Consider the following 14705-nt stretch of genomic DNA (forward strand, 5'->3'; position numbering starts at 1 on the left):
AGAGGCCGGTGGATCAGCACGGCACCGAGCACAGGCCGGTGGAACACCACAGCACCGAGCACAGGCCGGTGGAGTACCGCATCGAGGACCTGGCGCACCACAGCGGCGCCACGGTCCGCACGATCCGCGCCTACCAGGACCGCGGCCTGCTCCCCCGGCCCGAGCGGCGCGGCCGGGCCAATGTGTACGGCGATGCGCATCTGGCCCGGTTGAGTCAGATAGCCGATCTGCTCGACAGGGGCTACACCCTGGCCTCCATCAAGGAGCTGCTCGAAGCCTGGGACGCGGGCCGGGGGCTCGGCGGTGTCCTGGGGCTGGCCGCCGAGGTCGACGGCCCGTGGACGGACGAGAAGGCCGACCGGATGACCCGGGCGGAGCTGGACGCGGCGTTCGGCGGCGATCCGGACGAGGCGGCGGTGGCCGACGCGATCGCGCTCGGCGTGCTGGAACCGATGCCGGGTCGGGACGACGAATTCCTCGTGCCCAGCCCTCAAGAGCTGGCGGTCGCAGTGGAGTTGCATGCCGCCGGTGTTCCGTTGTCCGCAATCTCCGGTCATCTCCGGGAGTTGAGGGGGCAGGTCGAGCACATAGCCTCTCGTTTCCTGGAGTTCACGACCGAGCACGTCTTCGCGCGCTTTCTCGGCCATCACCCGCCGAGCGAGACGGAAGCGGCGGAGGCAGCCGCTCTCGTGCGGCGCCTGAGGCCGCTCGCCCAGCAGTCCGTCGACGCCGAACTGGCCCGTGCCATGCGTCTGTTCGCCACCCGCCATCTCCAGCACCACCTTGCGTCGGGACAGCCCGCTCAACGTACGAACGAGGCTCTTCCGGTGGCACTGCCGGCGTCGACAATGCAGGCCGTGGAGGGGCTCGTTGGGCGGGAGAACGCTGCCGCGTTCATCGCCGCGGCCACTGAACGCGAAGTGCAGGCCAGGACATTGGACTCACTTGCCGCAAGTCACAGCAATAGGGGATCTGTTGACCAAAAGCCCTAAATGAGCTGGGTGTTGTCCACAGAATCGCCAATTCCCCTGTGGATAACTGGACTTGGCTGTGGATCAAACCTGTGGACGAAAAGTCGTGGATGAAAAGTCGGTGGACGAAAATCGAGTGCGGGAAGAACGGCTCGGAGCGAGGCTGAATGGATGAATAGAGAACCCCCCTCCGGCGCTCCCTCTGCCGCTCGCCCCGACGACGAAGCGCCCTCCGCCGAAGCGGCCGCCGAGCGACGCACCGTAAAGGTGTCGAAATACCTCTCCAGGCACCTGCGCCACGAGCCCGCGAGAATCGGTATCGCGCTCGACGAGAGCGGCTGGGTGGAGATCGACGCCCTCATCGCCGCCGCGGCGGCGCACGGATTCCGCTTCACACGTGCCGAGCTGGAGCACGTGGTGGCCGTGAACGACAAAAAGCGCTTCGCCGTGGAAGGCGGCCGGATCCGCGCCAGTCAGGGCCACTCCGTCGCCGTCGACCTCGATCTGCCCCCGGCGGCCCCGCCCGCGTACCTCTTCCACGGCACGGTGGGCAGCAATGTGCCCGCGATCCGCGCCGAAGGCCTGCGGCCCATGAACCGCCATGCCGTGCACCTCTCGCCCGACCGCGAGACCGCCACCCGCGTCGGCGCCCGCCGCGGGCGGCCCGTCGTGCTCTCCGTGGACGCGGGCGCGATGCACCGCGACGGACACGTGTTCCAGGTCAGCGCCAACGGCGTCTGGCTCACCGCCGCCGTGCCCCCGGGCTACATCCGTTTCCCGGACAAGCACTGACCGCTGCGGAAGAGCACCTCCCCAGGGCCGTCCTCACTCCGGCTGACCAGCGGATTCCGGTGAAAGCCCGAGCCGCCCGCGGGGCATACGCTCTGATACATGAGTTTGCGTCTGAGTACCGTGATCCTGCCTGTCCGTCGTTGGCACGAGGGCGGCAAGGAGCGTTGGCAGCGGGCCGAGGAGCTGGGATTCCACACCGCGTACACCTATGACCACCTCTCCTGGCGGACCTTCCGCGACGGGCCCTGGTTCGGCGCGGTGCCGACCCTGACCGCCGCCGCGGCCGCCACCGACCGGCTGCGCCTGGGCACCCTGGTCACCTCGCCGAACTTCCGGCACCCGGTGACCCTCGCCAAGGACCTGATCACGCTGGACGACGTGTCCGACGGCCGCATCACCCTCGGCATCGGCGCCGGCGGCAACGGCTTCGACGCCACCGCACTGCTCAAGGCGGGCGAGGAGCCCTGGACCCCGCGCGAGCGGGCCGACCACTTCGGCGAGTTCCTGCCCCTGCTCGACCGTCTTCTCACCGAAGACGTCGTTTCGTACGAGGGCGAGTACTACTCCGCATCCGAGGTGCGCAACATCCCCGGCTGCGTCCAGCGCCCCCGGCTGCCCTTCGCGGTGGCCGCCACCGGGCCGCGCGGCCTGAAGCTCGCCGCCCGCCACGGGCAGGCGTGGGTGACCACGGGCGACCCGAAACTCTTCGAGAACGGCACTCCGGAGCAGTCACTTCAAGCCATCCGCGGCCAGGCCGAGAAGCTGGCCACGGCCTGCGACGCGATCGGCCGTGACGTCGGCGAGCTCGACAAGATCCTGCTCACCGGCTTCACCCCGGACCGCCCCCTGGACTCCTTCGACGCCTTCGTGGACTTCGCCGGCAACCACGCTGAGCTGGGCTTCAACGAGATCGTTCTGCACTGGCCGCTGCCGGGCACGGATTTCGCGGCCGACGAGAAGGTCTTCGAGCGGATCGCCACGGAGGCCCTGGTCCAGCTGGGAGACCACACAACAGGGGCGTAAAGGCACTCAGATGTGCGCCCCAGCGCACGCCCGTGCACGCATATGCGGGACAATCGATGGCGTGACCTCAGCTACCCCACGGCCCAAGACCCCGGCCGCATCCGTCCCCCACCGGCCCAAGGCCCGGCTGATCGCCACGGACCTGGACGGCACCCTGCTGCGTGACGACAAGTCCGTGTCCGACCGCACCGTCGCCGCACTCGCCGCCGCCGAACGGGCCGGGATCGAGGTCTTCTTCGTCACCGGCCGCCCGGCCCGCTGGATGGACGTCGTCAGCTCGCACGTCCACGGCCACGGCCTCGCCATCTGCGGCAACGGCGCCGCCGTCGTCGACCTGCACGACGGCTCCGGCGGCCACCGCTTCGTGAAGGTGCGGGAACTGCGGCGCGAGGACGCGCTCGACGTCGTGCGCCTCCTGCGCGCGGCGGCCCCCGGCACGTCCTTCGCGGTCGAGCGGACCGGCGGGCTGCACCACGAGCCGACGTACCCGCCCCTGCACCTGGAGCCCGGCGAGAGCGTCGCCCCCGCGGAGAAGCTCCTCGCCGAGGACTCCGACAACGCCACCCAGCCCATCCTGAAGGTCCTCGCCTTCCACCCCGAGCTCGCGCCCGACGCGTTCCTCGTCATGGCCCGCGCGGCCGTGCGCGGGCAGGTCGAGATCACCCGTTCGAGCCCGAGCGCTCTGCTGGAGATCAGCGGCCCGGGCGTCTCCAAGGCCAGCACCCTGGAGCTGTGCTGCGCCGAGCGCGGCATCACGCCCGCGGAGGTCGTGGCCTTCGGGGACATGCCGAACGACATCGAGATGCTCACCTGGGCGGGCACGTCGTACGCGATGGGCAACGCGCACCCGGACGTGCTCGCCGCCGCTTCGGGGCGCACGGTCGCCAACAACGAGGACGGCGTCGCGGTCGTCATCGAGCGCATCCTGAGCGAGCAGCAGGAGCGGTAGCCCTCTCGCGGGAACACCCCCTCTCGGGAGCACCTCTCTCGGGAGCACCGCTCCCGAGAGAGCCCCTCGTGGGAGCGGCCCCTCTCCCAAGAGCGGGTCAGAGCCGCACACCCCGCTCGTCCAGCCACTCGGCGGGGTCCACCCCGGACCCCAGATGCGGCGTGAGCCGTACCTCGAAGTGCAGGTGCGGCCCCGTCGAGTTGCCGGTCGTGCCCGCCTGCCCGAGCCACTGCCCGGTGCGCACCCGGTCCCCCTGGTCGACGGTGACGGCGGCCAGATGCGCGTACTGCGTGTAGTAGCCGCCCTCGTGCGCCACCAGGACCTCGATGCCGAAGCCTCCCCCGCACGACACGGACACCACGCGGCCCTCGCCGACCGACCGCACCGGCGCCCCGATGCCGACGGCGAAGTCCTGCCCGGTGTGCCGGTGCGACCAGCGCGCACCGGCACTGTCGAAGCCCGCCGACAGCTCGTACGTCTCCACGGGCGCCACCCACGCGCGCGTGGAGTCCGTCTCCGGCTGGTCCAGGCGTACGGCGCCCCTGCACTGCCCGGCGGCGACCGACCGGTCGGCCTCGCCCTGAAGCGTCCACTGCGCCGACTCCAGCTTGCTCTCGATCCCGCGCTTCAGCTTCGCGAGGCCCGCGTTGCGCCGGTCCAGGGTGCGTTTGGCGCGGTCCGCCGTGCGCTTGGCATCCGCGAGCCTGGTGGCGGCCCGCTGGGTCTTGGTGACGGCGTTCGTGACGGCGAGATCCGCCTGCCACATCAGCCGCTGACCGCGCATCAGCTCTTCGGGGCTGTCGGCGAGCAGGAGTTGGGCGGTCTGGGGCAGGCCACCGCCGCTGCGGTACTGGGCGCTGGCCATCCGGCCGAGGTCCCCGTGCAGCACGTCGACCGCGTGACGCTCCTTGGTGAGGAGTCGGTCCAGTTTCCGGACCTTCGCGCGTTGCGCTTCGGCGGCGTGCCGACCCGCTTCGTAGCGCACGGTCGCCGCGGACGCCTCCTCGTAGAGGCGTGCCACTTCGGCGCTCGTACCTGGCCCATCTCCGGACCCGTCGCCCGGCTCCTCGGAGGCATCGGCGGGCGTGGGGCACAGGAGCGCGCACAGCAGTACCGACACGGTGAAGAGCGGGTGGTGGATACCGCGGTGGCTCAAGCGCATGTCAGGGATCGTTGCCCCGCCGCCGTCGCCGGGTCCTGCCCGACTCGTACACCCGGGGCACCCGGTGCCCCGAACAGCCCACTGCCGTACGGCCGAACAGGGCTCTCCGGAGAGGCCTGTTCAACAGCGGCCGCCCCGAACAGGGCCCCGGGGAGGCCGGTTCAACAACAGCCGCTCCGTGGAGACCACTTCAGAGCCGCCCGTAGAGACCACTTCCGAGCCGCCCCGTAGTGACCGCTTCAGTACGGCGCCTGCCACACCACCGTCGTACCGCCGCCGTCCTCCCCGATGCCGGGCCCGTACCAACTGTCCCCACCCAGCGACTCCGCTCGCCTCTTGAGGTTCTTCAGGCCGCTGCGCCGACCGCCCCGCGCGATGCCGACCCCGTCGTCCGACACCGTCAGGCGTACGCCCTGCTGCCCGTCGGGAAGGGTCACCGTCCCGTCGACGACGACGTCGATGCGGTCGGCGCCCGCGTGCCGGAACGCGTTGGACAGCGCCTCGCGCAGCGCCGCGATGAGGTTCTTGCCGGTGAGCTCGCCGACCACCGTGTCGACGGCGCCCACGAAGTGGTGCGTGGGCTTGAAGCCGAGCGGCACCGCGGCCATGTTGATCTCGCGAAGGACCCGCGTACGCAGCCCGGACGGCGCCTCGGCCGGGCCCTGCTGCAAGGCGAAGATCGCCGTACGGATCTCCTGGATCGTCACGTCCAGCTCGTCGACGGCCTTGCCCACGCCCGTCTGCACCTCGGGCACGACGGACCTGCGCTGGGCGCTCTCCAGCATCATCCCGGTGGCGAACAGCCGCTGGATGACGAGGTCGTGCAGGTCCCGCGCGATCCGGTCGCGGTCCTCGTACACCGCGAGCCGTTCCCGGTCGCGCTGCGCCTCGGCCATCATCAGGGCGAGCGCGGCCTGCGAGGCGAACTGGGTGGCGAGGGTCCGCTCGGTCTCGCTGAACGGCCGTGCGCCACGCGCGCGTGGCGTGACGAGCGTCCCCATGACGCGTCCGTCGCTCTGCAGCGGCAGCATCATGACGGGCCCGTAGTCGCGGGCGAGGTCGGTCATGACGCGCGGGTCCGTGGCCGCGTCGTCGAGGAACACGGAGTCACCGGCGAGCAGGTCGGTGATGATGCGGCTCTCCGGGGGGACGACCACGCCGAGCATCCCGGAGGGTTCGTCGGAGGAGACGGCGACGATCTCCATGCCGCCCTCGTCGTCGGGCAGGAGCACGATCCCGGCGGCCGAGTCGGCGAGATGGCGGGCCTGTTCGGCGACGACGGCGAGCGCCTCCTCCGCGTCGCTCCCCGAGAGCAGCGCGGTGGTGACCGCCACGGAGCCGTCGATCCAGCGCTCGCGCTGCATGGCGGCTTCGTAGAGGCGCGCGTTGCCGATGGCGATGCCCGCCTCCGTCGCGAGCACGCGGACCATGTGCACGTCGTACTCGTTGAAGTCGCCGCCGCCCCGCTTCTCGGTCAGGTAGAGGTTGCCGAAGATCTCGCCCTGGACGCGGATGGGGACGCCGAGGAAGGTCCGCATCGGCGGGTGGTGGGCCGGGAAGCCGCACGAGCGCGGGTCGGCCGACAGGTCGGCGAGGCGCAGGGTCTCCGGCTGGTGGATGAGGGCGCCGAGCAGCCCCTTGTGTCCGTCGGGCAGGCGCCCGATCCGCGCGGCGGTCTCCCCGTCGATGCCGAAGTAGACGAAGTCGGAGAGCCCCTTGCCGTCCTCGGAGACGACGCCGATCGCCGCGTAGTGGGCGTCCGCGAGCTCGGCCGCCGTCTCGCAGATGCGGTCGAGCGTGGTGTGCAGTTCGAGCCCGGCGCCCACGGAACGCATCGCTTCCAGGAGCTGCGGCACGCGGGCGGTCAGCTCGGGGGAGAGCCCCTGGAGGCTGCGGGTCGCCTGCTTCGCCGCCTCGATCGCGTCCGGTGTGCCGTCGGGTTGCGGAGAGGCGGCGGAGGCCGAGGGGGCTGACATGCTTTGAGAGTAGTTAGTCCTATTTGGCGAGGAAAGTCGGGGCCCGCTCCCCACCGGGCGCGGACCCCGCGGTCCTACCCGGCGGCCGTCACGAGCAGGTCCGCCGCCTGCTCCCGTTCCAGCATGCGCCGCAGCGGCCCGTCCACCGCCACGAGCTCCGCGTACGCACCGCGCTGCACCACCTGGCCCGCGTCCAGGACGATCACCTCGTCCACCGCGTCGAGCCCGGCGAGGCGGTGCGTGATGAGCAGCGTCGTACGCCCCTCGGTGGCGGCGAGGAGATCGTCGGTGAGGGCGTCGGCGGTCGGCAGGTCGAGGTGTTCGGCCGGCTCGTCCAGGACGAGGACGGGGAAGTCGGCGAGCAGCGCGCGGGCCAGGGCGATGCGCTGGCGCTGGCCTCCGGAGAGCCGGGCCCCGTGCTCGCCGACCAGGGTGTCGAGTCCTTCGGGGAGCGAGTCGGTCCACTCCTGGAGCCGGGCCCGCGTAAGGGCGCCGCGCAGTTCCTCGTCACTGGCGTCCTTGCGCGCGATGAGCAGGTTCTCGCGTACGGAGCTGTCGAAGATGTGCGCGTCCTGCGCGCACAGCCCGACGAGCTCGCGCACGGTGTCGCCGTCCAGCGTGGCCGCGTCCGTGCCGCCCAGGCTGTACGTCCCTTCGCTCGTCCCCAGGAAGCGCAGCAGCACCTGGGCGAGCGTCGTCTTGCCGGAACCCGATGCCCCCACCACCGCGATGCGCCGTCCGCGCTCCAGCGTCAGGTCGACACCGGCGAGGGCGTCCCGGTCCTGTCCCTCGTACCGGGCGTGCAGCCCCTCGACGCGGAGCGGGAAGGGTGTCTGCGGGCGCTGTGCGGGGGCGGCGGGCTCGGGGACGGGTTCGGGGGCGTCGAGCACCTCGTAGACGCGCTCGGCGCTCTTCCTGACGCGCTGGCGGTACTGCACGGCGAGCGGCAGACCCAGGACCGCCTCGAAGGCGGCGAGCGGGGTCAGGACGACGACGGCGAGCGCGACACCGCTGAGCCGGCCGTCGTGCAGCGCCTGTACGCCGACGACCGCGGCGGCGGCCACGGTGAGACCGGAGGCGAGCGCCCCGAGCCCGTCGCCGAGCGCGGTGGCCTTGGCGGTGCGCGAGGCGATCCGGGTCAGCTCGGCGTCGGCTTCCTTCACCTTGGCCGTACGCCGGGTCAGCGCGCCGGCGACCGTCAACTCGGCGGTACCGGTGAGCAGATCGGCGACCCGGGTGGCGAGCACCCCGCGCGCGGGGGCGAGTTTCCGTTCCGCACGGCGGGCGACGGCTCCGGAGAGCAGCGGTACGCCCACTCCGGCGAGGAGCAGTCCGACGGCGAGGACAGCGCCCGCTTCGGGCAGCAGCCAGGCGGTGAAGCCGACGGCTCCGGCGCCCACCGCGGCGGCGGCCGACGCGGGCAGGAGCCAGCGCAGCCAGTAGTCCTGGAGGGCGTCCACGTCGGCGACCAGGCGGGAGAGGAGGTCGCCGCGGCGGGTCTTCCTGAGCCCGGCAGGGGCGAGGCGCTCCAGGCGCCGGTAGACGGCCACACGCGTGTCGGCGAGCATGCGCAGCACGGCGTCGTGCGAGACGAGGCGCTCCGCGTAACGGAAGACGGCGCGGCCCATCCCGAAGGCACGGGTCGCCGTCACGGCGATCATCAGGTACATCACCGGCGGCTGCTCCGACGCCCGGCTGATCAGCCACCCCGAGGTGGCCATCAGCCCCACGGAGCTGCCGATGGCGAGGGTTCCGAGCAGCAGGGCGAGTGCGAGCTTGCCCTTCCGCGCCTGTGCGGCATCCCGCACCCGGGCCAGGACGTCGCCCTTCGGCCGCGGACTCGCCCACGCGTCCACCGGGTCGTCCGGCGCCTCCGGGTGCCCCAAGGACGTGTCGCCGCCCTGCGGCGCGTCCACCGCCGCCCCCAAAAGGGCCGCCGCGTCCAACCCGCGCGGGGCTCCGTCAGCAGGGGCGTGGAGCCGTACGACCCGGTCGGCGACCCCGAGCAACGCCGGCCGGTGCACGACCAGCAGCACGGTCCGCCCCACAGCCAGCCGCCGGACCGCCTCGACGACCCCCGCCTCGGTCTCCCCGTCCAGAGCCGCGGTCGGCTCGTCCAGGAGCACCACAGGCCGGTCGGCCAGAAACGCCCGGGCGAGCGCGAGCCGCTGCCGCTGTCCGGCGGAGAGTCCCGCCCCGTCCTCCCCGAGCAGCGTCTCCACACCGCCCGGCAGGGCGGAGACGAACTCCCAGGCCCCCGCCGCGCTCAACGCGTCCCGCACCGAAGCGTCGTCCGCGTCCGGCCGCGCGAGGCGTACGTTCTCCGCGACGGACCCCGCGTACAGGTGCGGCCGCTGCGGCACCCAGGCGATCCGCTCCCGCCACTGCTCCGGCGCGACCTCGGCCAGGTCGACGCCCCCGACGCACACCCGCCCCTCGGCGGGCTCGACGAACCCGAGGATCACGTCCAGGAGCGTCGACTTGCCCACCCCGCTGGGCCCGACCAGAGCCACCGTCTCGCCGGACTCCACCGCGAACGAAACCCCGGAGACCGCGTCCGAGTCCCGCCCCGGGTAGCGGACCGTCACGCCCTCCACGCTCAGCGTCCCCGAGGGCGCCGGCGCCTGCCCGGCGGCCCGCACCGGAGCCTCCAGGACCTTGAAGATCTCCTCGGCGGCGGAGAGCCCCTCCGCCGCCGCGTGGTACTGAGCCCCGACCTGGCGCAGCGGCAGATAGGCCTCGGGCGCGAGGATCAGGATCACCAGACCCGCGTACAGATCCAGGTCGCCGTGGACGAGCCGCATCCCGATGGTCACCGCGACCAGTGCCACGGACAGCGTCGCGAGGAGTTCGAGCGCGAACGACGACAGGAAGGCGATGCGCAGCGTCCGCATCGTCGCCTGCCGGTACTCGCCCGTGATCCGCCGGATCGACTCGGCCTGCGCCTTCGCGCGGCCGAACACCTTCAGGGTCGGCAGCCCCGCCACCACGTCCAGGAAGTGCCCCGACAGGCGGGACAGGAGCCGCCACTGACGGTCCATCCGGTTCTGGGTCGCCATGCCGATCAAGATCATGAAGATCGGGATCAGCGGCAGTGTCACGACGATGATCGCCGCCGACACCCAGTCCTCGGTGACGATCCGCGCGAGCACCGCCACCGGCACCACCACCGCGAGCCCCAGCTGCGGCAGGTAGCGCGAAAAGTAGTCGTCGAGCGCGTCCACGCCCCGCGTCGCCAGCGAGACCAGCGAACCCGTCCGCTGGCCGCTCAGCCAGCCGGGACCCAACTGCCCCGCCCGGTCGAGCAGCCGCCCCCGCAGCTCCGACTTCACCGCCGCGCTCGCCCGGTGCGCGGCGAGCTCGGTCAGCCAGGCGACAAGGGCACGGCCCGCCGCGACCACCGCGAGCAGGACGAGCGGCGTCCCCAAGTCACCGGGGGCGAACCCCTTCTGGAAGGCCCCGACCACGATCTCGGCGATAAGCATCGCCTGAGCGACGACAAGCCCTGCCCCGGCGACGCCGAGGATCACCACGGCGGCCAGGAAGAACCGAGTGGCACGGGCGTACCGAAGCAGGCGCGGGTCGATCGGTTTCACGTGAAACACACCCTCCGAAGGGACCAGAGATCAGAGACCAGCGAGCGATCACTCAGGCACGGACACCTCAGTGCGCGGAATCCGCGATGTGCTGCGTCCCGATCCGCTTGCGGAACACCCAGTAGGTCCACGACTGGTAGAGCAGCACGATGGGTGTCGCGATGCCGGCACACCACGTCATGATCTTCAGGGTGTACGGGCTCGAAGAGGCGTTGGTGACCGTGAGACTCCACTCCTCGTTCAGCGACGACGGCATGACGTTCGGGAAGAGCGTCAGGAACAGCATCGCGACGGCCGCCACGATGGTGATGCCCGAGAGCGCGAACGACCAGCCCTCGCGCCCCACCTTGATCGCCCCGATGGCGCCGACGAGCGCGACCACGGCCACGATCATCGCGACCAGGCTCTTGGCGTCGCCGTTGTCCGCCTGGGTCCAGATCAGGAAGCCGAGCGAGAGCACGGCCGTGACAAGACCGAGCCCGAACGCCGTCTTCCGCGCCCGCACCCGGATGTCGCCCACCGTCTTGAGTGAGGCGAACACCGCGCCATGGAACGTGAACAGCGTAAGGGTGACCAGCCCACCGAGGATCGAGTATGGGTTGAGCAGGTCCCAGAAGTTGCCCACGAACTCCTTGTGGGCGTCGATCTTCACGCCGCGCGTGATGTTGGCGAAGGCCACGCCCCACATCACCGCCGGGATCAGCGAGGTCCAGAAGATGGCCTGCTCCCAGTTGCGCTGCCACTTCTCCTCGGGCCGCTTCGCCCGGTACTCGAAGGCGACACCGCGCACGATCAGGCAGAGCAGGATGATCAGCAACGGCAGATAGAAGCCGGAGAAGAGCGTCGCGTACCACTCGGGGAAGGCGGCGAAGGTCGCGCCGCCCGCCGTCAGGAGCCACACCTCGTTGCCGTCCCAGACGGGGCCGATGGTGTTGATCAGGACCCGCTTCTCGACCCGGTCACGGGCGAGCAGCTTGGTCAGGATGCCGATCCCGAAGTCGAAGCCCTCCAGGAAGAAGTAGCCGATCCACAGGACTGCGATCAGCACGAACCAGACGTCGTGAAGTTCCATGTCGATCAACTCCCTCAGTACGAGAAGGCCATGGGCCGGTCGGCATCGGCGTCGGTGTCGCTGTCCGAGCCCGAACCCGCGCCAGGACCGCCGATCTTGGTGGGCGGGTTGAGATCGGCCTCGGTGAGCTCGGGCGGGCCCTGCTTGATGTACTTGAGCAGCAGCTTCACCTCGATCACGGCGAGGATCGCGTAGATAGCGGTGAACACGACCAGCGAGGTGATCACCTCACCCTGCGAAACCCCCGGCGAGACCGCGTCCCTGGTCTTCAGGACGCCGTAGACCACCCAGGGCTGACGCCCGGTCTCGGTGAAGATCCAGCCCCAGGCGGTGCCGATGAGGGGGAAGATCAGCGTCCACTGCGAGAGCCGCCACCACCAGTTGCCGAGCTTCGGCGTCAGCTCCTTGTTCTTGGTGAACATGAGCTTGGGTACGTCGTCCTCGCCCGTGCGGTGCTCCGGCGCGAGCCAGAACTTCTTCCGCGTGAGCCAGAGTCCGGCGGTGCACAGGGCCATCGAGACCCCGCCGAAGCCGATCATCCAGCGGTAGGACCAGTAGGCGGTGGGGATGTTGGGCCGGTAATCGCCGGGCCCGAACTTCTCCTGCGCCTCCTTGTTGAGGTCGTTGATGCCGGGGATCTCGGCGCTGAAGTTGTTCTTGGCGAGGAAGGACAGTATTCCGGGGATCTCGATGGCCACGTCGTTGTGCCCCTTGGACACGTCGCCGTACGCGAAGAGCGAGAACGGCGCCGGCTTCTCCGACTCCCACAGGGCCTCGGCGGCCGACATCTTCATCGGCTGCTGCTCGTACATGACCTTGCCGAGAGTGTCGGCGCTGACCACGGTGAGCAGGGTGCCGACGAACGCGGTCACCAGGCCGAGCCGCATCGACATCCGCATGGTGCGGATGTGCTGCTTCTTGCGCAGGTGGAAGATCGCGATGCCGGTCATGAAGGCGCCGCCGACCAGGACGGCCGCCGAGATGACGTGGAAGAAGTTGACCAGCGTCGTCTCCTGGAAGAGCACTTTCGAGAAGTCGGTGAGCTCCGCGCGCTTGGTGCCGTCCCGCTCCACGATCTTGTAGCCGACCGGGTGCTGCATAAAGGCGTTGGCGGCGATGATGAAGTACGCCGACAGGACGGTTCCCACGGAGACGATCCAGATCGTCGCGCAGTGCAGCTTCTTCGGGAGCTTGTCCCAGCCGAAGATCCACAGGCCGATGAAGGTCGACTCGAAGAAGAACGCGATGAGCGCCTCGAAGGCGAGTGGCGCCCCGAAGACGTCACCGACGAAGCGCGAGTAGTCGGACCAGTTCATGCCGAACTGGAACTCCTGGACGATGCCGGTGACGACACCCATCGCGATGTTGATCAGGAACAGCTTTCCCCAGAACTTGGTCGCCCTGAGGTAGTGCTCCTTGCCCGTGCGCACCCAAGCCGTCTCCAGGATCGCCGTGAGGGCGGCCAGCGAGATCGTCAGTGGGACGAACAGGAAGTGGTAGACGGTGGTGATGCCGAACTGCCATCGCGCCAAGGTCTCGGGCGCCAGAGCCAGATCCACGTCGACTTCTCCTTACGGCCGTGATCACATCGGCAGTTTGCCCCTTTAATCCCACTTACCTCGGGAGCAACCGGGACACGCTTGTGAACGCGTTCACATTCACAAGCATTATGTCGTACCGGTTCTGAGCCCGAACAGGGGGTCCCCCCTTACTGACGGGAACCTCACACAGCCGTCACACGGGACACGGCGAAGCACGCGGACACGGCGAAGGGGCCGAGGACAGCGTCCCCGGCCCCTCGTCACACCGCCTGCCTACAGCTCCTTGCGGAACGCCTCGGCCGCCTGGAGGAAGATGTCGTTGGCCTCGGTCTCGCCGATCGTGGCCCGCATCCCCTCGCCCGCGAACGGCCGTACGACCACGCCGGCCCTCTCGCACGCCGCAGCGAAGTCACTCGTGTGCTCCCCCAGCCGCAGCCACACGAAGTTCGCCTGCGTCTCGGGCACCGTCCAGCCCTGCCCGCGCAGCGTCTCGACCACCCGCGTGCGCTCGGCGACCAGCGAGCCGACCCGGCCCATCAGCTCGTCCTCGGCCCGCAGCGAGGCCACCGCCGCGTCCTGCGCGAGCTGGCTCACCCCGAAGGGCACCGCCGTCTTGCGCAGCGCGGCCGCCACCGGCTCATGGGCGATCGCGAAGCCGACGCGCAGACCCGCCAGGCCGTACGCCTTGGAGAACGTACGCAGCACCGCGACGTTCGGACGGTCGCGGTAGAGATCGACGCCGTCCGGCACCTCGGCGTCCCGGATGAACTCGCGGTAGGCCTCGTCCAGCACCACCAGGACATCGCTCGGCACCCGGTCGAGGAACCGCTCGAGCTCGGCCCTGCGCACGACGGTGCCGGTCGGGTTGTTCGGGTTGCAGACGAAGATCAGCCGCGTCCGGTCGGTGATGGCGTCGGCCATCGCGTCCAGGTCGTGCACGTCCCCCGGCGTCAGCGGCACCTTCACCGACGTGGCACCGCTCACCTGCGTGATGATCGGGTACGCCTCGAAGGACCGCCAGGCGTAGATGACCTCGTCACCCGGGCCCGACGTGGCCTGGAGCAGCTGCTGCGCGACGCCGACGGAGCCGGTGCCGGTCGCCACGTGGGACGCCGGCACCCCGAAGCGGTCGGCGATTTCGCTCATCAGGCCGGTGCACGCCATGTCCGGGTAGCGGTTGAACGTGCCCGCGGCGGCGAGCACGCTCTCCATGACGCCCGGCAGCGGCGGGTAGGGGTTCTCGTTCGAGGACAGTTTGTAGGCCACCGGTCCGGCGGCAGCGGCAGGCTTCCCCGGCTTGTAGGTGGGGATACCCTCCAGCTCGGCACGCAGCCTCGGGCTCGTCTCGCTCACCGCAGTCCTCCTCTTGAACACCTGAACACCCTGACTTCAATACTCCTCACCTTATGAGGATTCAGCTCTGCTGCGAATGGGTCAGGGAGATCCGCTCCGACAGGCGCGCGCAGAGGGGGGAGCGCTCCCTCCTCCTGCACGCGCCGGTGGCTCACTCCGTGGCGCGCATCACCCGTGAAGGTGAGTTGAGACCTCTTCGAGACATCGCTCATTTGGCAGGCCAGTGCGCGGCGACAAAGGACCGTCCACCCTGGAACCGGCCAACTCCCT

At 70.3% G+C, this 14705-nt stretch carries 10 protein-coding genes; 4 read left to right on the plus strand and 6 right to left on the minus strand.

What is annotated here, in order from left to right; genetic code table 11:
- Positions 1 to 68 precede the first annotated feature (68 nt).
- From ACZ6ZP_RS42345 to ACZ6ZP_RS42360, 4 genes are all read left to right on the plus strand, one after another.
- Positions 69 to 992 (plus strand): MerR family transcriptional regulator, encoded by a 924-nt coding sequence (locus tag ACZ6ZP_RS42345; RefSeq protein WP_383816241.1) that lies wholly within the window; start codon positions 69 to 71, stop codon positions 990 to 992.
- A 150-nt stretch (positions 993 to 1142) separates the two neighbouring features.
- A complete protein-coding gene (locus ACZ6ZP_RS42350; RefSeq protein WP_366462446.1) occupies positions 1143 to 1763 on the plus strand; it encodes an RNA 2'-phosphotransferase in 621 nt (206 codons plus the stop codon).
- A gap of 99 nt (positions 1764 to 1862) precedes the next feature.
- Positions 1863 to 2786 carry an LLM class flavin-dependent oxidoreductase gene (locus ACZ6ZP_RS42355; RefSeq protein WP_361470464.1) on the plus strand — a complete coding sequence of 308 codons (924 nt, stop codon included), beginning with the start codon at positions 1863 to 1865 and terminating at the stop codon, positions 2784 to 2786.
- 61 nt (positions 2787 to 2847) lie between these two features.
- Complete coding sequence (locus tag ACZ6ZP_RS42360; protein ID WP_351167284.1) at positions 2848 to 3735, plus strand: Cof-type HAD-IIB family hydrolase; 888 nt, start codon at positions 2848 to 2850, stop codon at positions 3733 to 3735.
- Between the two features lie 97 nt (positions 3736 to 3832).
- On the opposite strand, the gene ACZ6ZP_RS42365 is transcribed toward ACZ6ZP_RS42360, so the two are convergent.
- From ACZ6ZP_RS42365 to hisC, 6 genes are all read right to left on the minus strand, one after another.
- Complete coding sequence (locus ACZ6ZP_RS42365; protein ID WP_469410534.1) at positions 3833 to 4897, minus strand: murein hydrolase activator EnvC family protein; 1065 nt, start codon at positions 4895 to 4897, stop codon at positions 3833 to 3835.
- Positions 4898 to 5136: 239 nt separating this feature from the next.
- Positions 5137 to 6873 carry a GAF domain-containing sensor histidine kinase gene (locus ACZ6ZP_RS42370; protein ID WP_351167280.1) on the minus strand — a complete coding sequence of 579 codons (1737 nt, stop codon included), beginning with the start codon at positions 6871 to 6873 and terminating at the stop codon, positions 5137 to 5139.
- Positions 6874 to 6947: 74 nt separating this feature from the next.
- Positions 6948 to 10469: a thiol reductant ABC exporter subunit CydD gene (cydD, locus tag ACZ6ZP_RS42375; protein ID WP_469410535.1), complete on the minus strand. Its 3522-nt coding sequence runs from the start codon at positions 10467 to 10469 to the stop codon at positions 6948 to 6950.
- Positions 10470 to 10536: 67 nt separating this feature from the next.
- Entirely contained in the window at positions 10537 to 11541 is a 1005-nt protein-coding gene (gene cydB / locus ACZ6ZP_RS42380; RefSeq protein WP_351167276.1) for a cytochrome d ubiquinol oxidase subunit II, read from the minus strand.
- Positions 11542 to 11555: 14 nt separating this feature from the next.
- Positions 11556 to 13100: a cytochrome ubiquinol oxidase subunit I gene (locus ACZ6ZP_RS42385; RefSeq protein WP_351167274.1), complete on the minus strand. Its 1545-nt coding sequence runs from the start codon at positions 13098 to 13100 to the stop codon at positions 11556 to 11558.
- Positions 13101 to 13355: 255 nt separating this feature from the next.
- Positions 13356 to 14435 (minus strand): histidinol-phosphate transaminase, encoded by a 1080-nt coding sequence (hisC, locus tag ACZ6ZP_RS42390; RefSeq protein ID WP_383815467.1) that lies wholly within the window; start codon positions 14433 to 14435, stop codon positions 13356 to 13358.
- Positions 14436 to 14705 lie beyond the last annotated feature (270 nt).

The organism is Streptomyces sp. NPDC054047, from assembly GCF_055585065.1.